The 20,752-nt window shown below is 69.1% G+C and carries 15 protein-coding genes, 1 tRNA gene and 1 pseudogene; 11 read left to right on the forward strand and 6 right to left on the reverse strand.

The genetic code is table 11. From position 1 onward, the window contains the following. The first annotated feature begins 308 nt into the window (after window positions 1-308). Complete coding sequence (locus ACN28I_RS13215; protein WP_420942396.1) at window positions 309-1,280, forward strand: hypothetical protein; 972 nt, start codon at window positions 309-311, stop codon at window positions 1,278-1,280. A 25-nt stretch (window positions 1,281-1,305) separates the two neighbouring features. On the opposite strand, the gene ACN28I_RS13220 is transcribed toward ACN28I_RS13215, so the two are convergent. Beyond that, the gene (locus ACN28I_RS13220) at window positions 1,306-2,649 is read right to left on the reverse strand and encodes a hemolysin family protein (protein WP_420942397.1); all 1,344 of its coding nucleotides are present in this window, start codon (window positions 2,647-2,649) and stop codon (window positions 1,306-1,308) included. A gap of 15 nt (window positions 2,650-2,664) precedes the next feature. Next, window positions 2,665-3,480 (reverse strand): tetratricopeptide repeat protein, encoded by an 816-nt coding sequence (locus tag ACN28I_RS13225; RefSeq protein WP_420942398.1) that lies wholly within the window; start codon window positions 3,478-3,480, stop codon window positions 2,665-2,667. Between the two features lie 405 nt (window positions 3,481-3,885). Between ACN28I_RS13225 and prfA the strand changes: the two genes are divergently transcribed. From prfA to ACN28I_RS13265, 8 genes are all read left to right on the forward strand, one after another. Then, a complete protein-coding gene (gene prfA, locus ACN28I_RS13230) occupies window positions 3,886-4,974 on the forward strand; it encodes a peptide chain release factor 1 (RefSeq protein WP_420942399.1) in 1,089 nt (362 codons plus the stop codon). Further along, window positions 4,971-5,852 (forward strand): peptide chain release factor N(5)-glutamine methyltransferase, encoded by an 882-nt coding sequence (gene prmC, locus ACN28I_RS13235; RefSeq protein WP_420942400.1) that lies wholly within the window; start codon window positions 4,971-4,973, stop codon window positions 5,850-5,852. Before prfA ends, prmC begins: the two co-directional genes overlap by 4 nt. Window positions 5,853-5,862: 10 nt before the next feature. Next, window positions 5,863-7,128: a UDP-N-acetylglucosamine 1-carboxyvinyltransferase gene (gene murA / locus ACN28I_RS13240; protein WP_420942401.1), complete on the forward strand. Its 1,266-nt coding sequence runs from the start codon at window positions 5,863-5,865 to the stop codon at window positions 7,126-7,128. 173 nt (window positions 7,129-7,301) lie between these two features. Beyond that, a complete protein-coding gene (locus tag ACN28I_RS13245) occupies window positions 7,302-7,691 on the forward strand; it encodes a zf-TFIIB domain-containing protein (RefSeq protein WP_420942402.1) in 390 nt (129 codons plus the stop codon). Between the two features lie 188 nt (window positions 7,692-7,879). After that, window positions 7,880-9,811 (forward strand): ABC transporter substrate-binding protein, encoded by a 1,932-nt coding sequence (locus tag ACN28I_RS13250; RefSeq protein WP_420942403.1) that lies wholly within the window; start codon window positions 7,880-7,882, stop codon window positions 9,809-9,811. Between the two features lie 62 nt (window positions 9,812-9,873). Continuing rightward, window positions 9,874-9,946, forward strand: a tRNA-Gly gene (locus ACN28I_RS13255). Between the two features lie 75 nt (window positions 9,947-10,021). Further along, window positions 10,022-11,932, forward strand: a complete 1,911-nt coding sequence (locus ACN28I_RS13260) for a TolB family protein (RefSeq protein WP_420942404.1) — start codon at window positions 10,022-10,024, stop codon at window positions 11,930-11,932. A 171-nt stretch (window positions 11,933-12,103) separates the two neighbouring features. Next, on the forward strand, window positions 12,104-13,090 hold the full coding sequence (locus ACN28I_RS13265) for a hypothetical protein (protein WP_420942405.1): 987 nt from the start codon (window positions 12,104-12,106) through the stop codon (window positions 13,088-13,090). On the opposite strand, the gene ACN28I_RS13270 is transcribed toward ACN28I_RS13265, so the two are convergent. Beyond that, a complete protein-coding gene (locus ACN28I_RS13270) occupies window positions 13,087-14,844 on the reverse strand; it encodes a L,D-transpeptidase family protein (protein WP_420942406.1) in 1,758 nt (585 codons plus the stop codon). The two genes, ACN28I_RS13265 and ACN28I_RS13270, sit on opposite strands and share 4 nt — an antisense overlap. A gap of 135 nt (window positions 14,845-14,979) precedes the next feature. Here ACN28I_RS13270 and ACN28I_RS13275 point away from each other — a divergent pair, with 135 nt between their 5' ends. After that, window positions 14,980-16,014 (forward strand): PA0069 family radical SAM protein, encoded by a 1,035-nt coding sequence (locus ACN28I_RS13275; RefSeq protein WP_420942407.1) that lies wholly within the window; start codon window positions 14,980-14,982, stop codon window positions 16,012-16,014. A 3-nt stretch (window positions 16,015-16,017) separates the two neighbouring features. Here the strand turns inward: ACN28I_RS13275 and ACN28I_RS13280 are convergent, their stop codons facing one another. From ACN28I_RS13280 to serC, 3 genes and pseudogenes are all read right to left on the reverse strand, one after another. After that, window positions 16,018-18,111 (reverse strand): M13 family metallopeptidase, encoded by a 2,094-nt coding sequence (locus tag ACN28I_RS13280; protein WP_420942408.1) that lies wholly within the window; start codon window positions 18,109-18,111, stop codon window positions 16,018-16,020. Window positions 18,112-18,301: 190 nt separating this feature from the next. Continuing rightward, entirely contained in the window at window positions 18,302-18,859 is a 558-nt protein-coding gene (locus ACN28I_RS13285) for a chalcone isomerase family protein (RefSeq protein WP_420942409.1), read from the reverse strand. Between the two features lie 91 nt (window positions 18,860-18,950). Next, a pseudogene (gene serC / locus ACN28I_RS13290) lies at window positions 18,951-20,040 on the reverse strand (3-phosphoserine/phosphohydroxythreonine transaminase). A 125-nt stretch (window positions 20,041-20,165) separates the two neighbouring features. On the opposite strand from serC, the gene ACN28I_RS13295 reads away from it, so the two are divergent. After that, window positions 20,166-20,750, forward strand: a complete 585-nt coding sequence (locus ACN28I_RS13295) for an RNA polymerase sigma factor (protein ID WP_420942410.1) — start codon at window positions 20,166-20,168, stop codon at window positions 20,748-20,750. The last annotated feature ends 2 nt before the right edge of the window (window positions 20,751-20,752 follow it).

Genomic DNA, 20,752 nt, shown 5'->3' on the forward strand with positions numbered 1-20,752 from the left:
CAGGCAAGCATGGCGCCCACCGGCCTGACGACCAGGGGGCTGTCCGGGCGAGAACAGACCCTACCCTTCCTCAACCGATTCCACAGGCGGCCTGGGTTCGGGCCCCTGCCTGCTCTCTTCCTCCTCGTGGGAGCCCTCGGGCGGCATAGCAGGCCGGTCTGACACGGCCGTTCCCCGGGCGAGCGACCGGGTGCGCAGCCGGCCGGATGCCTGTGAAGGCCGCTGTACACGGGCCGGGTTCAGCGCCCCAAGTGCCGGAATTTCCAGCAGTGCACATCCCTGGCCCGTCCACTGCAGTACAGGCCGGCATGTTCGCGACCACGACCTCCCTCGCCCTGACGGCCCTGCTGGCGCTCTCCCCGCAGGACGCCACGTCCCCCGAATCCCCCGCCCCCGCCGAAGCGGAGGCCCCCGCGGCCTCCGAGACCTTCACCCAGCCCCCTCCGTCGGAGTCCGGCAAGCGGGAGCTGTCCCGCATCACCCTGAAGGATGGGCAGGAGCTGCACGGCGTGGTGGTGCACCAGGATCAGCGGGTCGTGGTGGTGGAGCTGGCGGATGGCGATCGCATGGAGCTGCCGGCCCGGCAGGTGAAGGACATCGCCGTCGAGCGCAACGCCCAGGTCCGGGACGATGGGGAGATCTGGTTCCAGGATCCCAACCGCACCCGCTACCTCTACGCCCCCAGCGGGATGATGCTGCGCCAGGGCGAGGGCTACTTCTCCCAGAAGGAGCTCTTCTTCTCCTCGCTGAGCATTGGCCTGACGGACAACATCACCGTGCAGGCCGGTGCGGTGCTCCCGGCCTGGCTGCTGGGCGCGCCGGGCTTCAACTTCATCGGCGGCATCAAGGTGGGCGGCTCGATCGGAGACAGGCTGCACCTGGCCGCCGGTGCGCAGGGCCTCGTCATGCCCGGGTTGGGTGGCTACAGCGGCGCCGTGGGCTTCGTCTTCGGAACGGCCACCTACGGCACGGCGGACGCGCACCTGTCGCTGGGCCTGGGCAAACCCTTCACGCTGACCCTCAACGGGGGGGGAAGCCTCGACAGCAGCGTCATCGCCACGCTCAGCGGCAACATCCGGGTGAGCCGGCGCGTCGCGCTCGTCACGGAGAACTGGCTGATGGCGTCCCCGGACATGGGCATCTACGGGCAGCTCCCGATGCTCAACTCCCTGGCGGTGCGCCTCTTCGGGGAGAGCTGGGCCGTGGACCTCGGCGGGATCCGCGTGCCGGGCCTGCCCATCCCCATCCCCTGGCTCGACTTCGCCTACAACTTCGGGTGAGCCCGGAACGGCTCGGGAGGCCGGCTCAGGAGGCCTCCGGCGCCACCACCACCGGAGGCTTGGGGCCCGTCTGGGGCTCGACCGTCACCCGCACCACGCGCGGCCCCTCCACCTCCTCCACCTGGATGCGCCACATGTCCAGCTTGAGCGAGTCGCCCTTCTCGGGGATGCGTCCCAGCCGGGCCATGATGTAGCCGGCGATCGTCGTCACCTCGACGTCCTCGTCGTCGATCTCGAACGAGACGTCCAGGCGGTCCTCGAGGTCATCGAGCTGGGCGGTGCCCGGCAGCTCGAAGCGGCCGCCCGGGAGCGAGCGCACCTCGTCCACCCGCCGGCCCAGCTCGGCCACGTCGCCCACCACCTCGGCCACCACGTCCGCGAGGGTGACCAGCCCCGAGGTACCGCCGTGCTCGTCCACCACCAGGGCGATCTGCCGGCGGCGGCGGCGGAACTCGTTGAGCAACTGCTCCAGCGTGACGTGCTCGGGGATGTAGACCACCGGCCGCTGCACCTGGGCCAGGCTGCGCAGCTCGCCCCTGGAGAGGAGGAAGAAGAGGTCCTTCACGTTCACCACCCCCTCCACCTCGTCCATGTTCCCCCGGGCCACCGGCAGCCACGTATGGCCGGCCGCGCGCGCATCCGCGATGCACTTGTCCAGCGGCTCCTCCACGTCCAGGAACTTCACCTGGTTGCGCGGCACCATCACCTGGCGGGCCGTCTTCTGCGCCATCTCCAGCGAGCGCTCCAGCAGCTCCGCGCGCGCGGTGGTGATGGCGCCCGCCTGCGCCGAGCTGTGGAGGATGACGCGCAGCTCCTCCTCGCTGTGCGCCTCCTGCGACTCGTGGGCGCCGTGCAGCCCGGCGACCCTCAGCAACCACCCCGCCACGCCATTGAGCAGCCAGATGGCCGGGTAGAAGATGAAGTAGAAGAGGCGCATGGGCAGGGCCACCGCCAGCGTCGTGTCCTCGGCGCGCTGGATGGCGAGGCTCTTGGGCGCCAGCTCTCCCACCACGATGTGCAGGAAGGTGATGATGGCGAAGGCGAAGGCCACCGCCAGGGTGTGCGCCAGCACGGGCCCCGCCGCCTCGGGCACCAGCCGCGTCAGCACCGGCTCCAGCAGGTGGGCGAACGCCGGCTCACCCAGCCAGCCCAGCCCCAGCGACGCGAGGGTGATGCCGAACTGCGTGGCGGAGAGGTAGGCGTCCAGCTTCTCCACCATCTTCAAGGCGCCGCCGGCACCCGGCTTGCCCTCATCCGCCAGCGCCTGAAGGCGCGTCTGGCGGACCTTCACGATGGCGAACTCCGTCGCCACGAAGAACCCATTCGCGAAGACCAGCAGGATCGCCAGTCCGAGGAAGACCCATTCCATAAAGAGCTCAGACGCTCAGAAGAGCGCCTCGAACTCGGGGTCGCCCTTCAGAGCGTCGAACATCGTATCCGTGGCCAGCCAGCCCTGCACTTTCTGGCGATCCGCCGCCACGGACTTCTGCAGGTAGGTCAACGCTTCGGCCCGCCGGCCCCAGAGCGCGTAGAGGGCGGCCAGGTTGTAGTTGAGCAGCAGATCATCCGCGTTGAGGGCGCGCGCCTTCTCATAGGAGCGCTCGGCCTCGGCGTAGAAGCCCTTCTGGGCGTAGCAGATGCCCAGGTCCAGGTGCGCCTCGAAGTTCTCCGCCTCCAGCCGCACCACTTCCTTGAGCTGGGTGATGGCCGAGCGGTAGTCCCCCTCGTCCATGAGCAGTGCGGCGAGCTCGTGCCGGGGGAAGGCGTCCTGGGGCTCCAGCTCGATGGCCGTCTGCAGCTCGCGCATGGCCTCCTCGATGCGGCCCTGGTCCGCGTAGGTGAGGCCCAGGTTGAGGTGCGCGTCCGGGTACTCGGGATCGAGCTCGATGGCCTCGCGGTACTCGGTGACGGCCATCTCGGCCGCATGCGAGGACAGGAAGCAGGCGAGGTTGTAATGGGCGGTGGGGCTCTCCGGCTCGAGTTTGAGCGCGGTGAGGTACTCGCCGAGGGCCTCGCGGAAGAGCTTCTTCTCCGCGTAGACGGTGGCGAGGTTGTCGTGCGCGTGGGCGGAGTCGGGATCGAGATCGATCGCCTTCTTGAACTCCTTGATCGCCTCGTCCAGCCACCCGCGGTCGGCCAGTTCGATGCCGCGCGAGTTGTGCTCGTCGGAGAGCGCGATGTTGTCCTTTTCCCTGGCCATGAATTCGCGGGGCAATCTACGCGCCGCCACTTTGGGAGCGCAAGGAAGAGTCAGGCTGCCCCGAAAGGGTCCGCCCCAAGGGAGTCCGGAGCAGGAATGGGGTGCTTGCCCCCTCCCCCGGCGAGCAGGGGAGGAGGCGGACAGCGAACTACTTGCGGCGCTCGCGAGCGCGGCGGCGCTTGAGCGACGCCTTCTTGGAGGAAGCGCGATTGGACAGCTTCTTCTTGCTACGGTTTCCCTTCTGGGCAGGCATCTTCTGGTACTCCGTATGGGCGGAAGTGGGCCGCAATGGCGGCAGCGAACCCCCCTTTTTTCACGCTCCCCCCCTGGAAGTCCACGGAATTTCTTGACCCCGTCCGGCCTTGCCAGTGGCCGGACAACGGGGCACAACCCCCCACCAGACCGATGATTGACAAACTCGAAGAGGTGGAGCGCAAGTTCGAGCGACTCACCGCCGACCTTTCCAACCCGGACATCATCTCCGACACGACCAAGCTGCAGCGGGTCTCCAAGGAGCGCGCGGGCCTGGAGAAGCTGGTGGAGGCCTTCCGGGCCTACCGCAAGGTGCTCGCCGATCTGAAAGAGGTCGAGGCCTGGCTCGGCAGCTCGGACCCCGACGAGAAGGCCTACGCCCGCGAGTCCCTGCCCGGCCTGAAGGCCCAGCGCGACGAGATGGAGGCGGAGCTGAAGATCCTCCTGCTGCCCAAGGATCCCAATGACGACAAGAACGTCATCCTGGAGATCCGCGCCGGCGCGGGCGGAGACGAGGCGGGCCTGTTCGCCGAGGAGGTCATGCAGATGTACCTCCGCTACGCCGACCGCAAGGGCTGGAAGGCGGAGATCATGGACATGAGCGCGGGCGGCGCGGGCGGCGTCAAGGACGTCTCCATCATGCTCTCGGGGGACGGCGTCTACAGCCACCTGAAGTACGAGTCGGGCGTGCACCGGGTGCAGCGCGTGCCGGCCACCGAGGCCCAGGGCCGCATCCACACCTCCACCATCACCGTGTCGGTGATGCCCGAGGCGGAGGACGTGGACATCAAGATCAACCCGGCGGACGTCGAAATGCAGGTGATGCGCTCGACGGGCTCCGGCGGCCAGAGCGTGAACACCACCGACTCCGCGGTGCGCCTCATCCACAAGCCCTCCGGCATCGTGGTGAAGTGCCAGCAGGAGAAGAGCCAGACGAAGAACCGGGCCATGGCCGAGCGCATGCTGCGCGCCAAGCTCTATGAGATCGAACAGGAGCGCATCCGCAACGAGCGTGACTCGATGCGCCGTGGCCAGGTGGGCACCGGCGACCGCTCGGAGAAGATCCGCACCTACAACTTCCCGCAGGACCGGCTGACGGACCACCGCATCGGCCTCACGGTGCACAACCTGCCGGCCATCATGGGCGGCGGGGTCGAGGACGTCATCACCGCCTGCCGCACCCACTACCAGGCCGAGGCCCTCAAGCAGCAGATGGGCAGCGGCCCCGGCGCGAGCGCATGAGCAGCGAGAACTGGACCGTCCGAAAGATCCTCACCTGGACGACCCAGCACTTCGAGAAGCGCGGGGTGGACGCGCCCCGGCTGACCACCGAGGTGCTGCTCGCCCACACGCTGAAGACGACCCGGGTGCGACTGTACGTGGACCTGGATCGGCCGCTGGAGAAGACGGAGCTGGCCGCCTTCCGCGCCCTCATCGAGCGGCGCATGGCGGGCGAGCCCACCCAGTACCTCACCGGCGTGCGGGAGTTCTACAACCGCCCCTTCAAGGTGGACGCGCGGGTGCTCATCCCCCGGCCGGAGACGGAGCTGCTGGTGGAGGCCGCCCTGCACAAGCTGCCCAAGGACGGCCCCGGCCTGGCGCTGGATGTGTGCACCGGCTCGGGGTGCATCGCCATCAGTCTGGCCGCTGAGCGCCCCCAGGCCACGGTGATGGCCACGGATCTGTCCGAGGACGCCTGCGCGCTGGCGCGGGAGAATGCCCAGGCCCTGGGTGTGGCCGAGCGGGTGACGGTGCTGCAAGGCAGCCTCTACGCTCCCCTGCCCCTGGACGCCCGCTTCGACGTGGTGGCGTCCAACCCGCCCTACATCGCCACGGCGGAGATTCCGACGCTGTCGGCCGAGGTCCGCCGCGAGCCCCACATGGCGCTGGACGGCGGACCGGACGGGCTGGTGCTCATCCGCAAGGTCATCGCGGGCGCCCGGCGCGTCCTCAAACCTGGCGGGCTGCTTGCAATGGAGATTGGCGAGACGCAGGGCGACGCCGTGAAAGCCCTCCTCCAGGCCGCGGGTTTCGACGACGCGCGGGTGGAGAAGGACTTGGAGCGGCGGGATCGCCTCGCATTTGGGACACAGCCCGTGGCCAGCCAGCCACAGGGGTGAGACGGAGCAGATGGACAAGATCATCGTGAAGGGTGGCCACCCGCTGCAGGGCGAGGTGGTCGTGTCGGGCGCGAAGAACGCAGCGCTTCCCATTCTCGCCTCGGCGCTGCTGGCCGATGGCAAGAGCGTCTACCGCAACGTGCCGGACCTGGCCGACGTGGTCACCATGCTCAAGGTGCTGGAGACCATGGGCTGTGGCACCGCGCGGCTCACCGGCCGCCAGAAGGACATATGCGAGGTGGCCATCGAGGGGCCCATCACCCCCGAGGCCCCCTATGACCTGGTGAAGACGATGCGCGCCTCGGTGCTGGTGCTCGGCCCGCTGGTGGCCCGCTTCGGCCGCGCCCGCGTGTCCATGCCGGGCGGCTGCGCCATCGGGGCCCGCCCCATCGACCAGCACCTCAAGGGCCTCAAGGCCCTGGGCGCGGAGATCACCCTCACCGAGGGCTATGTCGAGGCCCGGGCCAAACAGCTCAAGGGCGCCACCGTCAACTTCGACGTCATCACCGTGACGGGCACGGAGAACGTGATGATGGCGGCCGTGCTGGCCAAGGGCCGCACCGTGCTGGAGAACTGCGCGCGCGAGCCCGAGGTGGAGGAGCTCGCCCGGGTGCTCAACAAGATGGGCGCCCGCATCCAGGGCGCGGGCACCTCCGTCATGACCATCGAGGGGGTGGACTCCCTCAAGCCGGTGGATCACGCCATCCTCCCGGACCGCATCGAGGCGGGCACACTCATGGTCGCGGCGGCCATCACCGGCGGTAACGTGCTGATCAAGCACGCCCAGCCCGAGAACCTCGAGGCCGTCATCCTCAAGCTGCGCGAGACGGGCTGCACCATCACCGCCGAGGAGAAGGGCCTGCGGGTGAAGGCGCCCAAGGTCGTCAACTCGGTGGACGTGAAGACGACCGAGCACCCGGGCTTCCCCACGGACATGCAAGCCCAGCTCATGGGGTTGATGACGGTGGCCAGCGGCACCTCGGTCATCTCGGAGAGCATCTTCGAGAACCGCTTCATGCACGTGCCGGAGCTGCACCGGATGGGGGCGGACATCACCATCCAGGGCCACACGGCCGTCGTGAAGGGGGTCAAGAAGCTCTCCGGCGCCCCCGTGATGGCCACGGACCTGCGAGCCAGCGCCTCACTCGTCCTGGCGGGCCTGCGCGCCGAGGGCAAGACCGAGGTGGCCCGCATCTACCACCTGGACCGGGGCTACGAGCGCCTGGAGCGCAAACTGCGGAAGTTGGGGGCGGACATCCGCCGGGTCAAGGCCTGAACCCGGGGCCTGGGGGGCGCCCAGGGTTGCGTGTGTGAACACATCGCAGCGCTTGGGTTGCATCTGAAAAATCATGCGACCTATCATTCTCTGAACGCCCGGGGGGGCAGGCTGGCTCCCCGGACGTACCCAACGGGAGCGCTGCTCCCCCCTACAGGAGAATAACCCGCCCCATGAATTGCCCCGGTTGCAGCGTCGAGATGGCCGAGCTCGAAGGGGACCATGAGACGTTGCGGAAGTGTGGAGATTGCGGCGGGCTGTGGATCGACGTCGCGGATCTGAACCGGATCCTCCTCCACAACAACCTCCCCGGGCTGGAGAGCCAGGGCGGGAAGGTCGACGCGGAGGCTCTCACCGGCCATTGCCCCGAGTGCCAGGTAGACCTCATCCGGGTGGACGGCGGTGACCGTCAACACCCGCTGCACTACGACACCTGTGAGTCTTGTGGCGGCATGTTCCTCGAGTCGGAGTTCGCCGACGCCACGGACGCCAAGGTCGCCGAACGGGAGATCATCGACTTCTTCCGCCACTTCAGCGCGAAGAAGAAGACCGCCATCGGCTGACGCCCTCTCGAGGGCCTCCCTCCATCAGCCCCCCTCCGGGCCCGTTGTACCTCCGGGCCGGGATCACCCCAGTTCCGTCCGCACTCCATTCCCATCCCGGGATGAAAGCGCCAGCTTGTCTGTTGGCGAACCTTGACACCCGGGCGCCAGGGGATTGAGTAGGCGCTCGAATGCCAAGAGGGAACGGAATGCGACGTCTGGGGTGGGTGTGGCCGTGCGCACTGTTGCTCGCCGGCTGCCCGAACGGTTGCTCCAACAAGGGCGCCGAAGAAGCCGACGCCGGACCGGTCGTCACCGGGCCCGAGCTGTTGAACGAGAAGGAACCGAACGAGCGGCCGGAGCAGGCCCTGAACCTCGGCCGGGACGCGACGGTGAGCGCCAGTCTGGGCGCGGATCCGTCCAAGCCCGACGAGGACTGGTACCGGCTCGCCCCGGACAGCCCGCGCGTGGCGGACGTCAGCGTCTCCGGCCTCCCCGGCGGGGACGTGCTGCTGGAGGTGTACGACGCCCCCGGGGTCCGCAGCGCCATCATCAACAGCGGAGGCGACGGCAAGCCGGAGCGCTTCCCCAACCTCTACGTGGAGCGCGAGCGCTGGGTGCGCGTGGTCTCGGCCCGCAAGGGCACGGGCGGCGCCTATACGCTCGAGCTGCGCTACCACACGCCCGAGGATGGCGTGGAGCGCGAGCCCAATGACCGCGCCGTGGACGCCACGCCGATGCCGCTCGGCCAGACGGTGGCGGGCTTCATCGGGCACGCGGCCGACGAGGACTGGTACCGGCTGGAGCTGCCCGAGCCGCCCGCCGGCGCCACGCCGCCTCCGGCGCCCGCCCCCGCTCCCGAGCCCACGCCGAACCCGGGAGACCCCACCGGCGCCCAGCCGCCTCCCGCCGAGGGCCAGCCCCTGTCTCCGGAGACGGCCGCCCCTCCCGAAGGGGAGGCCAACGCGCCCACGGCCGAGGGGGACCCGGCCGCGACCGGTACGCCGGCGCCGCGGCCCGGAGGCTTCCAGGTGCCCGTGCCCGTCCCCGGCCAGGGAGGCCTGCAGCCCGTGCAGGAGGAGGCTCCCGCGGTGGCGCTGAAGATCGAGCTCACCGCCATCGAGGGTGTCCGCGCGGAGCTGTCGGTGCTCTCGGCGGCGGAAGCGCCCCTCTTCGTCACGCCCAGGGGCAAGGAGGGCGAGGGCTTCTCGTTGCGCAACATCGGCGTGAGGGCGAGCGATCGCGTCGTGTACGTGGTGGTGAAGAGCGGCTGGGTGGGGACGGGGAAGGAAGCGAAGCGGGGCTTCAACTCGGAGAAGGCCTACACGCTCACGGTGACGCAGGAGGAGGCCGGGGCGAACGCGGAGCTGGAGCCCAACGACGAGCTGTACAAGGCCACCACCCTGCCGGTGTACGGCTACAAGGAGGGCTTCCTCTCGCCCAAGGGCGACGTGGACAACTTCGTCCTGAAGACGGCCGAGCCGGTGCTCGCCAAGGTGGAGCTGTCCGGTGTGGAGCGCATGGACCTGGAGCTGTCCGCGGTGGCGCCTCCCGAGGGCGAGGGCCAGAAGGAGACGGTGCTCCAGCGCGCCAACGACGGCGCCATCAAGGAGCCCGAGCGCCTCAACAACGTGGCGTGCCACGGCACCTGCTACTTCCGGGTGCAGAGCGCCTCGCGCAAGGTGGACAACAAATGGGTGCGCGACTACGAGAACGCGGACCAGCCCTACCGCATCTCCGTCACCACCGTGCCGGACGATGGCAGCCAGGAGCGCGAGCCCAACAACACCCAGGACCGCGCCATGGAGCTCACGCCGGGCCGGGCCGTGCGCGGCACCGTCTATCCACTGAAGGACGTGGATTACTACCGGTTGGACTTGTCGGACCGGCCGGTGCGCACGCCCATGAAGGTGACGCTGCTGGGCATCCTCAAGGTGGACGTGGGGCTCTACCTGCACCGCGTGGGCGAGGACGGAAAGCTGTCCCTCGTGCAGACGTCCGATCGCGCCCGGGGAGACCAGCCCGAGGTCATCCGCTACAGCGCCGAGCCCGGCGTCTACATTTTGGAGGTCCGCGACGCGCGCAACCGCGAGTCCAACTTCCAGGATGCCTACCAGCTCACCATTGAGGAGGGCGAATAACCCCCTCGCTACTTCTCGTTGACAAGCCGCGTCCTGGCCCCTACTTTGAGACTGCTTGCGACGCGGTGGTAGCTCAGCTGGTAGAGCACGAGCTTCCCAAGCTCGGGGTCGCCGGTTCGAACCCGGTCCGCCGCTCTCTGTGAGGCCGGCAATTTCTCGGACGTCCGAGGGATTGCCGGCCTCTTGTTTTTCTGCGCGAGAATGCGCCGCATGCGCATTCCCGCTCTTCTCTTTTCCACGATGTTCGCGGTGCTCCTCCTGGCCTCCACCGGATGCGAGGACGGAGAAGGCAACGGTCCGGGTGGCCCGCAGAACGGTGGCGGGAACAGCGGTGGCGACGTGCCGCTCCCCGGGCTGCAATCCATCACCGTCGAGCCCGCGGACCAGGTGTTGCTGCTCGAGGCCGGGAAGACGCCCGCCTCGCTCACCTACCGGGCCATGGGCGTCTTCGACAACAGCCCGCCGCGCGACATCACCGCGCAGGTCCGCTTCTCGGTGGACAACGGCTTCATCGGTGGCTTCTCGGGCAGCACCTTCACCACCTACAAGAACCAGGGCGGTGTAACGACGGTCTCGGCGCTGGCGGGCGGCGTGCGCGGGACGACGCAGGTGTCCGTGAAGCTCCAGGCGAGCGTGAAGGATCCGGGCTCCACCTCCCTGCCCGAGGACGCGGCGGCCCCCTTCGCGGGCCCGCCCAGCGACACGCGCAAGCCGGACCTCGTCTACCCCAACGACGGCGTGCTCATGCCTCCCAACATGCGCGGAGCGGAGCTCCACTTCCTGCCGGGCACGGGCAACACCCTCTTCGAACTGTCACTCCAGAACGCCGTCACCGACCTCAAGGTCTACCTGCGCTGCACCCAGCCGACGAATGGCGGCTGCATCTACCGCCCGGACGACACCACCTGGCTGTGGCTCACCCAGACCAACCGCGGCGGCGAGCCCGTCTCCGTCACCCTGCGCGGCACCAATGACGCGGGCGCGGCGGTGGGCACGTCCACGCCGCTCTCCGTCTCCTTCGCGCGCGATGACCTCACCGGCGGCCTCTACTATTGGACCACCTCCAACGGCTCCGCCATCATGCGCTTCGACTTCTCGAGCGCCTCGCAGCTCACGGGCGAGAAGTTCGCCGGCCCGGAGGTGGCCGCGGGCGAGTGCATCGGCTGCCACGCCCTGTCGCGCGACGGAAAGAAGATGGTCGCCGAGGCCAGCGGCCAGAATTCCGGGCGCATCGTGCTGATGGACGTGGCCAGCAAGACGCTCCTCGCGCCCTACAACGCGGGCGCCAGCTCTCCGGACAAGAGCATCTTCGAGTCGTGGAACCCGGACGGCTCGCAGTACGTGGGCGTCTACGGCGACATGGGCGCCACCGACTTCAACCTGATGCTCTTCGATGGCAACACCGGAAAGAAGACGCAGAGCCTCGCGGGCACCGGCACCAGCACCAACCCCACCAGCCACCCCGACTGGTCCGCGGATGGGCAGAAGATCGCCTTCGTGAAGATGGGCGTGAAGGGCACCAACCAGCGCTTCGGCAAGGGCGCCATCCAGATGGTCAGCCGCACCGACTCCGGCTGGAGCGCGCCGGTGACGCTCGCGCCCGCCGTGGACGGCAAGAACCGCTACTACCCTGCCTTCTCGCCCGACAACACGTTCCTCCTCTTCAACGAGTCCACCTGCCCGAGCGGCACCACCTCCGGAATGGACTGCAACGCGGACAGCGATCCCTCGGCGCGGCTCTTCGCCGTGAAGGCGGAGGCGGGCGCCACGCTCATCGAGCTCGCCCGCGCCAACGCGCCCGGCAAGCGCGACACCGGAGTGAACCTCACCAGCTCCTTCCCCAAGTGGGCGCCCTTCCTCTACCAGCGCACCCGGGAGCCGGGCTCGAAGCTGCAGTGGTTCACCTTCTCCTCCAGCCGCCGGTACGGGCTGCGCAACCCGCTCCCCGGGAGCGGTGAGAACCCCAACGGCACCCTGCTGTGGATCTCCGCCGTCGACCCGGACAAGGTGGCGCTCGGCCAGGACCCGAGCTACCCCGCGCTCGTGCTGCCCATCCAGGACATCACCACGTCCAACCACATCGCCCAGTGGACGAAGGTGATCGTCCCCGTCATCCGCTGAGGACCGCGGCTCCCGGGAACCCGTCACAGCCGGCCGGCGGCCCCTCTCTCTCCAGAGGAGGGGTTGCCGGCCATGTCGTGTCCCGTGTCCTTTCGAGTACCTGCCTGGCCCTGGAGTCCCGCCGGGGAATGCGGAGGAATTTTCCCGCGCGGCCGATTGTGCAGAATCCGCGTGAATTCATCCCGTAGCCGCCTGCCCCTCAGCCGTTCAGCCATCCTCTTCCTCGTCGCCGCCCTGCTCCTCGTGGCTCAGTACGCCATGGCCGCCCCCCCCGAGCAGGGAGCAACGCCGTCCACCCCCGTGGAGCTGGTCTCCCGCGGCCACAGTGGCGCCCTGCGCGCCGTCGTCGTGCCTCCGGGCGAGTCCCTCCAACCGCACTTCTCCGTCCGTCAGGATGTGAAGGAGGCCCGCTGGTTGGCGCTGGGCTCGGACACCCAGGCCCCCGCCTCCGTCACCAACGAGGGATGGACGGCCCCGGCCCAGCCCGGCGTCTGGCAGCTCGCTCCCTCCACCCCGGGCGCGGAGGCCGGCCCGCACGCCGTCATCACCCCCGTCCACTTCGATGGTTCGAAGACGCAGCTCAACGGGTACCGCATCGGCCGCTGGCCCGCCCGCGGCGCTGGCCGCACCGGCCGCTACGCCCCTCCGGAGCTCCTCATCGAGGTGACGCGCGAGAACCAGGACTTCGCCGTCTCCGAGCACTTCCGTCTGCGGAACTTCCTCACCAAGGACCAGGCCAACGTCTGGCCCAAGTACCTCGTGCTCGACCTGCTGCTGGTGGACAAGCTGGAGCTCGTCATCCAGGAGCTGCGCACCATGGGCTACCCGGCCAGGGGGCTCCACGTGATGAGCGGCTTCCGCACGCCCCAGTACAACGGGCCTGGCCAGAAGGGCCGCGCGAAGTTCAGCCGCCACACCTACGGGGACGCGGCCGACGTCTGGCTCGACGACGACGGCGACGGGCAGATGGATGATCTCGATGGCAACGGGCGCGTCGACGTGAAGGACGCCGAGGTGCTCGCCAGCGCCGTCGACCGCGTGGAGCAACGCGTGCCCGAGCTCATTGGCGGCTACGGCGTCTACCGCGCCAACCGCGTCCACGGGCCCTTCGTGCACATCGACGTGCGCGGCACCCCGGCCCGCTGGAGCAAGCGCTAACCGCGCGCCCCTCCGCACGCGGCGGGAGACTCGCCCGCCACGTGCACTGGATTCACCTCCAGCGCCCGCAGCACCGCCGCATCCTGGCGGTACACGTCCGGCCGGAACTGCACCCGGCCGTCCGTCCCCACGAAGCTCGTCCAGTAGAGCAGGTACACCGGCACCGGGGCCGGCAGGTCCACCCGCCGCTGCTTCCCCTTGGCCTGCTCCATCTCCGCCGCCAGGGACTCCTCCGTCCAGCCCTCGTGGCCCCTCAGCAGGAAGTCCGCGAGCTTCGCCGGCTCGGACACCCGGATGCAGCCGTGGCTGAAGGCCCGGTGCGCCTCCGCGAAGAGCTTCGGGTTCGGCGTGTCGTGCAGGTAGATGGAGAAGCGGTTGGGCAGCATGAACTTCACCTGCCCCAGCGGGTTCGAGTCCCCCGGATCCTGCGCGAAGCGGTAGGGCAGCGAGCCCGCCTCCAGCCCGCTCCAGTCCACCGTTCCCGGATCCACCGGCGCCCCCGTGGCCCGGTCGTACGTCGTCAGCCCCATCCGCGCCGCCGCCCCCGGATCCTCCTGGAGCTTCGGCAGCACCTCCTCCGCGGTGATCTTGCTCGGCACGTACCACGTCGGATGGAGCACCAGGTACTCCACCTCGTCCTGGATGATGGGCGTGCTCCAGTCCGGTTCCCCGATGATGACCGGCATCCGCAGCACCGTCTCGCCCTGCTCCACCGCCTCCAACTCGAAGGCCGGCAGGTTCACCATCAGGTGCCGCGTCCCCAGGTCCCTCGGCGCCCAGCGCCAGCGCTCCAGGTTCACCAGCAACTGCGCGATGCGCTCCTCCACCGGTACCCGCAGCGCCTCGAGCGTCTCCCGGCCCACCTTCCCGTCCGCCGCCAGGCCGTGCCGCCGTTGGAAGGCCTTCACCCCCTCCTCCAGCCCGGCGTCGTAGAGGTCCTCGGGAACGGGCTTCGTGGGGGACTCCGGGGCCGGCTCCTCCATCGCCGCCCGGACGAGCTCCCCCACCAGCGCCGCCACGCCCACCCCGGGCGCTCCCGGATAGAGCAGCCGCTCCTCCGCGGCCGAAGGCAGATCTCCCGTGGCGCGCAGCCGCTCGCGCAGCACCGCCACCCGCGGCTCCTTCATGCCCCGCTCGAGCGGTTTGCCATCCGGCACCAGCGGCCAGCCCCCCGCGGAGGCGATGGCCCGGTAGCGCGCGAGTGCCTCCCGCAGCCGGACGTAGCCCTCGTGGCTCGGGGAGAGGCTGCGCAGCGTGGTGGCCAGATCTCCACTCGCGAGCGAGCCCTCCAGCACCGCCGCGAGCACCACCGCCCCCGGCGGCTTCGTGCTCCACTTGAGGCCGCGCGAGGACACCTGCCCCGTCAGCAGATGCGAGGCATAGGTGAGGAAGCTCGACGTCAGCCCCAGCTCCACCGCCACCCACGCGTCCCCGGGCTCTCCGTTCAGCGTCAACTGGCGCAGGGCCTCGTCGAGCTCCGCGCGCCGGTAGCGCTCCGGCCACAGCCCCTCCGCCTCCGCCTCGCAGAGCGCCGCGAGGTACTGGCCCACCTGGGGCCGCACCGTCCCGTCATAGGAGAACCACGCGGGCTGGAAGCCCCGCGTCTCGTAGAAGTGGAGCAGGGCCTTGGAGACGTCCCTCGGCTCCCGCGGCACCTGGGCCCGCACCGCGGACTCGAAGGGCGCGGGAGCCTCCGAGGCCAGAGCGGGCGTCCCGAGGAGCAGGCAGCACAGGAGGGCAGTCCAGAAACGCATGGGACGACGGTAGGCACCCCCACGGTACGAGGCAGGCGAGCAGGCTCGCCCGCCCGCTCTCCTGACTGCCCACGTAGGCGGCCACCCGGCCAACCAAACCTTGACTGAACGTCCTTTCAGCTTCACCCTGGGAGTGTGAAGCCTCGTCCCATCTCCAACCCGACCAACCCCTGGGACACCACCGCGGTGGAGTACCTGGAGGAGATACCTCCCGCGAAGCTGGAGGTGCTGGAGGACCACAGCCGCGAGGTGCTCGGGCGCAACGACAGCCCGGACGTCGGCTTCACGTGGAGCGTCAATCCGTACCGGGGCTGCCTCCACGCGTGCGCGTACTGCTACGCCCGGCCCTACCACGAGTACCTCGGCTTCGGCGCCGGCACGGATTTCGAGACGAAGCTGGTGGTGAAGCCCCAGGCCGCGGAGCTGCTGCGCGCGGCCTTCGAGCGCAAGAGCTGGAAGGGAGAGACGGTCGCCTTCAGCGGTGTCACCGACTGCTACCAGCCCCTCGAGGCCTCGCTGCGACTCACCCGCGCCTGCCTGGAGGTGTGCGCCGAGTACCGCAACCCGGTGGGCATCATCACCAAGGGGCCGCTCATCGAGCGGGACCTGGACGTGCTGAAGACGCTCGCGCAGGAGGCCCGGGTGTCGGTGTGCATCACCCTGCCCTTCCACGACGAGCAGGTGGCTCGCGCCATGGAGCCGTACGTGGCCACGCCCAAGCGGCGCCTGCAGACGATGGAGCGGCTGGCGGCGGCGGGCATTCCGGTGGGCGTGGCGGTGGCGCCCGTCATCCCCGGACTCAACGACGAGGACATGGTGCGGGTCCTCACCGCGGCGAAGGAGGCCGGAGCCACCCGCGCCTTCTACACGCTGCTGCGGCTGCCGGGCCCGGTGCAGTCCGTCTTCGAGGAGCGCCTGCGCGAGAAGCTCCCCCTGCGCGCCGAGCGGGTGCTGCACCGCATCCGCGAGACGCGCGGAGGAGCGCTGAATGATCCGCGCTTCCGCGTGCGCATGAGTGGTGAAGGGCTCTATGCGGACACCATCCGCAAGCTCTTCGACACCACCGCGCGCCGCCTGGGGCTGAACACCGCGTGGCCCTCGGATGGGGCGGAGAAGGAGAGCCCCTTCCGCCGCCCCATGAAGCCGGGCACGCAGCTCAGCTTCTTCTGAGGGCTACCAGACCTCGCAGCGCTGGGCGGCCGGGCGCACCATCTTCGCGCCCTCCTGGCACTGGAAGGCCTTGCGGAACTCCGGCAGGTTCACCACCGGCCCGTTCACCCGCCAGTACGGCGGCGAGTGCGGATCCACCTGCGCCATCTGCCGCGCGAACGGATCCCGGTACTTCGAGCACCACGACTGCGCGTAGCCCAGGAAGAACTGCTGGCTCGGCGTGTAGCGGTAGCCATCCGCCCGCTTCGCCGCCTCGGCGTCCTTCGCCAGCCACGCCTCCATCGCCGCGTGCGCCAGCTTCAGGCCGCCCAGGTCCGCCACGTTCTCGCCGAGCGTCAGCGCTCCGTTCACCTTCAGCTCGTCGATCGCCGTGTAGCCGTCGTACTGCTCCTTCACGCACGCCACGCGCTCGCGGAAGGCCTTGTCCGAGGCCGGCGTCCACCAGTCGCGCAGGTTGCCCTCGGCGTCGTACTGGCGGCCCTCGTCGTCGAAGCCGTGGGTGATCTCATGCCCCACCACCATTCCCATCGCCCCGAAGTTCACCGCCGCCGTCGCCTCGCGGTTGAAGAACGGAGGCTGCAGGATGCCCGCCGGGAAGACGATCTCGTTGAAGGGCGGGTTGTAGTAGGCGTTCACCGTGGGCGGCGACATCAGCCACTCGTCCTTGTCCACCGGCTTGCCAATCTTCGCGAGCTGCCGCGCCTGCTCGAACGCCGACGCGCTCACCCACGAGCCCAGGAATGAGCCGCGATCCACCTTCAGCCCATCGTAGTTGCGCCACCGGTCCGGGTAGCCAATCTTGTTGACGATCTTCCGCGCCTTCACCAGCGCCTGCTCGCGCGTGGGCGCGTCCATCCACGCCAGCGTGTCCAGGTTGCGCTCGAAGGCCTTCTCGATCTCCACCACCATCTGCTGCGTGGTCGTCTTCCCCTCCACGCCGAACGTCTTGGTGATGAAGGGCTGCGCCAGCGCCTCGCCCAGCGCTCCGTTGGCGAAGCGCACGCACTTCTTCCAGCGCGCCACGTCCTCCTTCGCGCCCGTCAGGTTCTGCGAGGTGAAGCGGAAGCGCTCCTCCTGGAAGCTCTTGGGCAGCGCCGGCACGACGCTCGATACGTAGTGCCACGTCAGGTACGGCCGCCACGCCTCCGGCTTCACCGTCTTCACCAGCCGCTCCACCTCCTTGAAGAACGGGGGGTGGGTGACGTTGAGCGCCTGCACATCCTTCGCTCCCGTGGCCGTGAAGTACACGTCCCACGGGATGCCCGCCGCCTCCGTCTTCAGCCCCTTGCGCTCCAGCCGGTGATAGAGGTTCTTCGGCTCGCGGCGCTCCACGCGCGTCATGGACGCCTTGGCCAGCGCCGTCTCCAGCTCCATCACCGCCGCCGCGCTCTTCGCCGCCTGCTCCGGCGTCTCGCCCAGCAGCACGAAGGTGTTCTTCATGTGCTCCACGTAGGCGGCGCGCAGGCCCTTCGATTTCTCGTCATCCTTCAGGTAGTAGTCCCGGTCCGGCAGCCCGAGCCCTCCCTGATCCAGCTCGCCAATCACCTGGCTGGCGTCCTTCAGATCGTTGTTGGAGCCGAACCGGAAGAGCGGGAACACGCTGCGCGCGTGCATCGTGCCCACCACCTGGGCCAGGTCCTTCGCGCTCTTCACCGCCGTCAGCTTCGCCAGCTCCGCCTTCAGCGCGGGCAGCGAGGCCTCCATCTGCGCCTCGTCCATGCAGGCGCCGTAGAAGTCACCGAGCTTCTGCGCGTAGGGCGTCCCCTCGGGGGACTTGCCCGTGGACGCGGCCTCGAGGATCTCCCGGAGCACCTCCTCGTTGCGCGCCGCGATGGAGTCGAAGCCCCGCGACCAGCGCGGGCGATCCGCGGGGATCTCCGTGTTCTTCACCCAGTTGCCGCACGCGTACTCGTAGAAGTCCTCGCACGGGTTCGCCTGCTCGTTGATCGCCGCGCCCTCCAGTCCGGGCGGCAGCGGCTTCGCCTCGGGCGCGGGCTGCTCCTGGGGGGGCCGCGGGGCCGGAGGCGTGGGCGCGGGCTCCGCCGTCTTGCAGGCGGACACCACGAGACAACAGGCGGCGAGCAATGCCTTTCTCATCCAGTGTTTCTCCATGTGGGAAGTCGAAGCGGGCCGCACCCTACCCGGCGCGCGGCCCGCTGCAACGTCTGGATGACATGGACATTCCAACCCGGGATGTCCGGCACCCTCACCCCGTCCCTCTCCCGGAGGGCGAGGGGTTCTTGCCACGGTGGTGAGGGGGGACCTCGGGGTTACCGCTGCGGGACTGCTACTTGCCCAGCATCCCGTCCCGGAGGCTCTCGTCGACCGGGCTCTTCCCCAGCCACACCGAGAAGAGCGCGTCCGAGAAGTCCTTGCCCTCCACCGAGATCTTCTGCCCGCCCTTGCTCTCGATCGTCGTGCCCTTGCCCGGCACGTACGTCAGCAGCAGCTCGTCCCCCTTCTTCAGGTCCGGAATCGCCGCGGTGAACGTGTCCAGCCGCTGCTGCAGCGCCGGCAGCTTGTCCTTCGCGTTCTTCTTGAAGCCGTCGACGATCGCCTCGGTGATCGTCTTCTTGTCCAGGTCGCGCAGCATCGCCAGGCGCACCCGCTTCACCTGGTCCGTCTCGATGACCTGCTGCGCGCTCTGCGACGGGCTCTCCGCGTACAGGCCGGCCGCGTACACGTTGAAGACGAGCTTCTTGCGCAGGCCCGCACCGTTCAGCTTCAGCTCCTTCCCCTCGGCCTTGAGCGTCTCGGGGAACTGCACACCCGCGACCTCCTTGGCGGCGGCGGGCAGCGCGAGCACAACGGCCATCACGACAGCGAACAGCGTGGCGTTCTTCATGACCCCTCCTGAAGGTTGCGGCCCCCAGGTGTAGTCACAGAACGCCCCGCCGTCGATAACAGGCTCGATGGCGCCCCGCGTCAGGCGCGCCCTATCCGTTCTTCCGGACGAACTCCTCCATGAAGGACACCAGCGTCCGCACGTGGTCCACCGTCACCGCGTTGTAGGTGGACGCCCGGATGCCGCCCATCGTGCGGTAGCCCTTGAGGCCCACCATTCCCGCCTGCTTCGCCTCGGCCACGAACCGGTCGTCCAGTTCCGGCGTGGGCAGCTTGAAGACCACATTCATGTACGAGCGCGACTCCCGCTCCACCGGTGCATGGTAGAAGCCCGCGTGCTTGTCGAGCGCCCCGTAGAGCAGCTCGCCCTTCTCGCGGTTCCACTTCTCCAACTGCTCCAGCCCTCCCACCTGCTTCACCCACGCCAGCACGTTGCGGCACAGGTAGATGGCCAAGGTCGGCGGCGTGTTGTAGAGCGAGTTGTTTTCCGCGTGTGTCGAGTAGCGGAAAATCTTCGGGATGTCCTTGCGGCCGCGGGCGATGAAGTCCTTGCGCGCCACGGCGATCAGCACGCCCGAGGGGCCCAGGTTCTTCTGCGCCCCCGCGTAGATGAAGGCGAAGCGGCTCACGTCCATCGGCTTCCACAGGAAGTCCGAGCTGCATGTCCGCCACCAGCGGGACGTCCCCCACCTCGGGCCAGCGGTGCCACTGCGTGCCGTAGATGGTGTTGTTGCTCGTCAGGTGGACGTAGGCCGCCTTCGAATCCAACCGCAGCTCGTCCTGCCGGGGAACCCGCGCGTAGCGCTTGTCCGGCAGCACCGTGGTGGCGGCGATGCGCGCCTGGCCCACCAGCTTCGCCTCGTCGTAGGCCTTCTCGCTCCACACCCCCGTCATCAGGTAGTCCGCGCTCGCGCCCGGGGGCAGGAAGTTCATCGGCACCTGGGCGAACTGCTGCGAGGCCCCGCCCGTGAGGAAGAGCACCTGGTGGGTGTCCGGGATGCCCAGCAGCCCGGTGAGCAGGGAGATGGCCTCACCGTGCACGGCCTCGTACTCCTTGCCCCGGTGGCTGTGCTCCATGATGGACATCCCAGAACCGTGGAAATCGAGCAGCTCGTCCCGCGCGCGCTCCAGGGCGGGCAGAGGCAACCCGGCGGGGCCGGCGTTGAAGTTGATGACGCGCATGGTCGTGTCCTCATGAAAGTGAACAACCGCGCGGCCATTCTGCCCCACGCCCCCCCCAGGGGAAGCGGGAAGCGCGGCATCCGTCCACCGGCCAGCGTGTGGCCGCTGGCTGCAGTGGGGGGTCCATGAGCCGGGTGGGTTCCTCTCGGGAGCTGATGGAGTGGGTGGTGCGGGCCGCACGAGGGGAGATGCCTGCCTTCAGCGAGCTGTACCGGCGGACCCGGCCCCTGGTGGCCCGGTTGACGGCCAGCTTCGCCCCTTTGGACGCGGATGAGGTGGAAGACGTGATTCAGGAGACCTATGTGCGCGCCTTCAAGGCGCTCCCCCGGCTCAAGGAGCCGGCGGCCTTCGAGGCCTGGCTCCTGTCCATCGCCCGCAACCGCGCCCGCACCCGCCTGGAGCGCAAGGGCCAGAACCGCCGCATGGACGAGGAGATCTCCGATCCCCAGCCGGAGACCGTCTCCGTGGTGCCCGAGGCCCTCCAGCTCGAGCGGGACATGGCCGTGGTGCGCCAGCTCATCGACGAGCTGCCCGAGGGCGAGGAGAAGAAGACGGTCTACCTCTTCTATGTCGAGGGCGAGCTGTCCGCCCGGGAGATCGCCGAGAAGCTCGGGGTGGGAAAGAGCGCCGTGACGATGCGCCTGGAGCGGTTCCGGGCCCGAATCAAGCAGGAGCTGCTCCGGCGCGTGCTCGCCGGACGGTGGGAGTAGCG

Origin of the sequence: Archangium gephyra (assembly GCF_049060025.1) — a bacterium.
GTDB lineage: Bacteria > Myxococcota > Myxococcia > Myxococcales > Myxococcaceae > Archangium > Archangium gephyra_A.

Coding starts and splice junctions, on each gene's coding strand:
- ACN28I_RS13215 (WP_420942396.1), top strand. CDS start 309: ATGTTCGCGACCACGACCTCCCTCGCCCTGACGGCCCTGCTGGCGCTC.
- ACN28I_RS13220 (WP_420942397.1), bottom strand. CDS start 2,649: ATGGAATGGGTCTTCCTCGGACTGGCGATCCTGCTGGTCTTCGCGAAT.
- ACN28I_RS13225 (WP_420942398.1), bottom strand. CDS start 3,480: ATGGCCAGGGAAAAGGACAACATCGCGCTCTCCGACGAGCACAACTCG.
- prfA (WP_420942399.1), top strand. CDS start 3,886: ATGATTGACAAACTCGAAGAGGTGGAGCGCAAGTTCGAGCGACTCACC.
- prmC (WP_420942400.1), top strand. CDS start 4,971: ATGAGCAGCGAGAACTGGACCGTCCGAAAGATCCTCACCTGGACGACC.
- murA (WP_420942401.1), top strand. CDS start 5,863: ATGGACAAGATCATCGTGAAGGGTGGCCACCCGCTGCAGGGCGAGGTG.
- ACN28I_RS13245 (WP_420942402.1), top strand. CDS start 7,302: ATGAATTGCCCCGGTTGCAGCGTCGAGATGGCCGAGCTCGAAGGGGAC.
- ACN28I_RS13250 (WP_420942403.1), top strand. CDS start 7,880: ATGCGACGTCTGGGGTGGGTGTGGCCGTGCGCACTGTTGCTCGCCGGC.
- ACN28I_RS13260 (WP_420942404.1), top strand. CDS start 10,022: ATGCGCATTCCCGCTCTTCTCTTTTCCACGATGTTCGCGGTGCTCCTC.
- ACN28I_RS13270 (WP_420942406.1), bottom strand. CDS start 14,844: ATGCGTTTCTGGACTGCCCTCCTGTGCTGCCTGCTCCTCGGGACGCCC.
- ACN28I_RS13280 (WP_420942408.1), bottom strand. CDS start 18,111: ATGAGAAAGGCATTGCTCGCCGCCTGTTGTCTCGTGGTGTCCGCCTGC.
- ACN28I_RS13285 (WP_420942409.1), bottom strand. CDS start 18,859: ATGAAGAACGCCACGCTGTTCGCTGTCGTGATGGCCGTTGTGCTCGCG.
- ACN28I_RS13295 (WP_420942410.1), top strand. CDS start 20,166: ATGAGCCGGGTGGGTTCCTCTCGGGAGCTGATGGAGTGGGTGGTGCGG.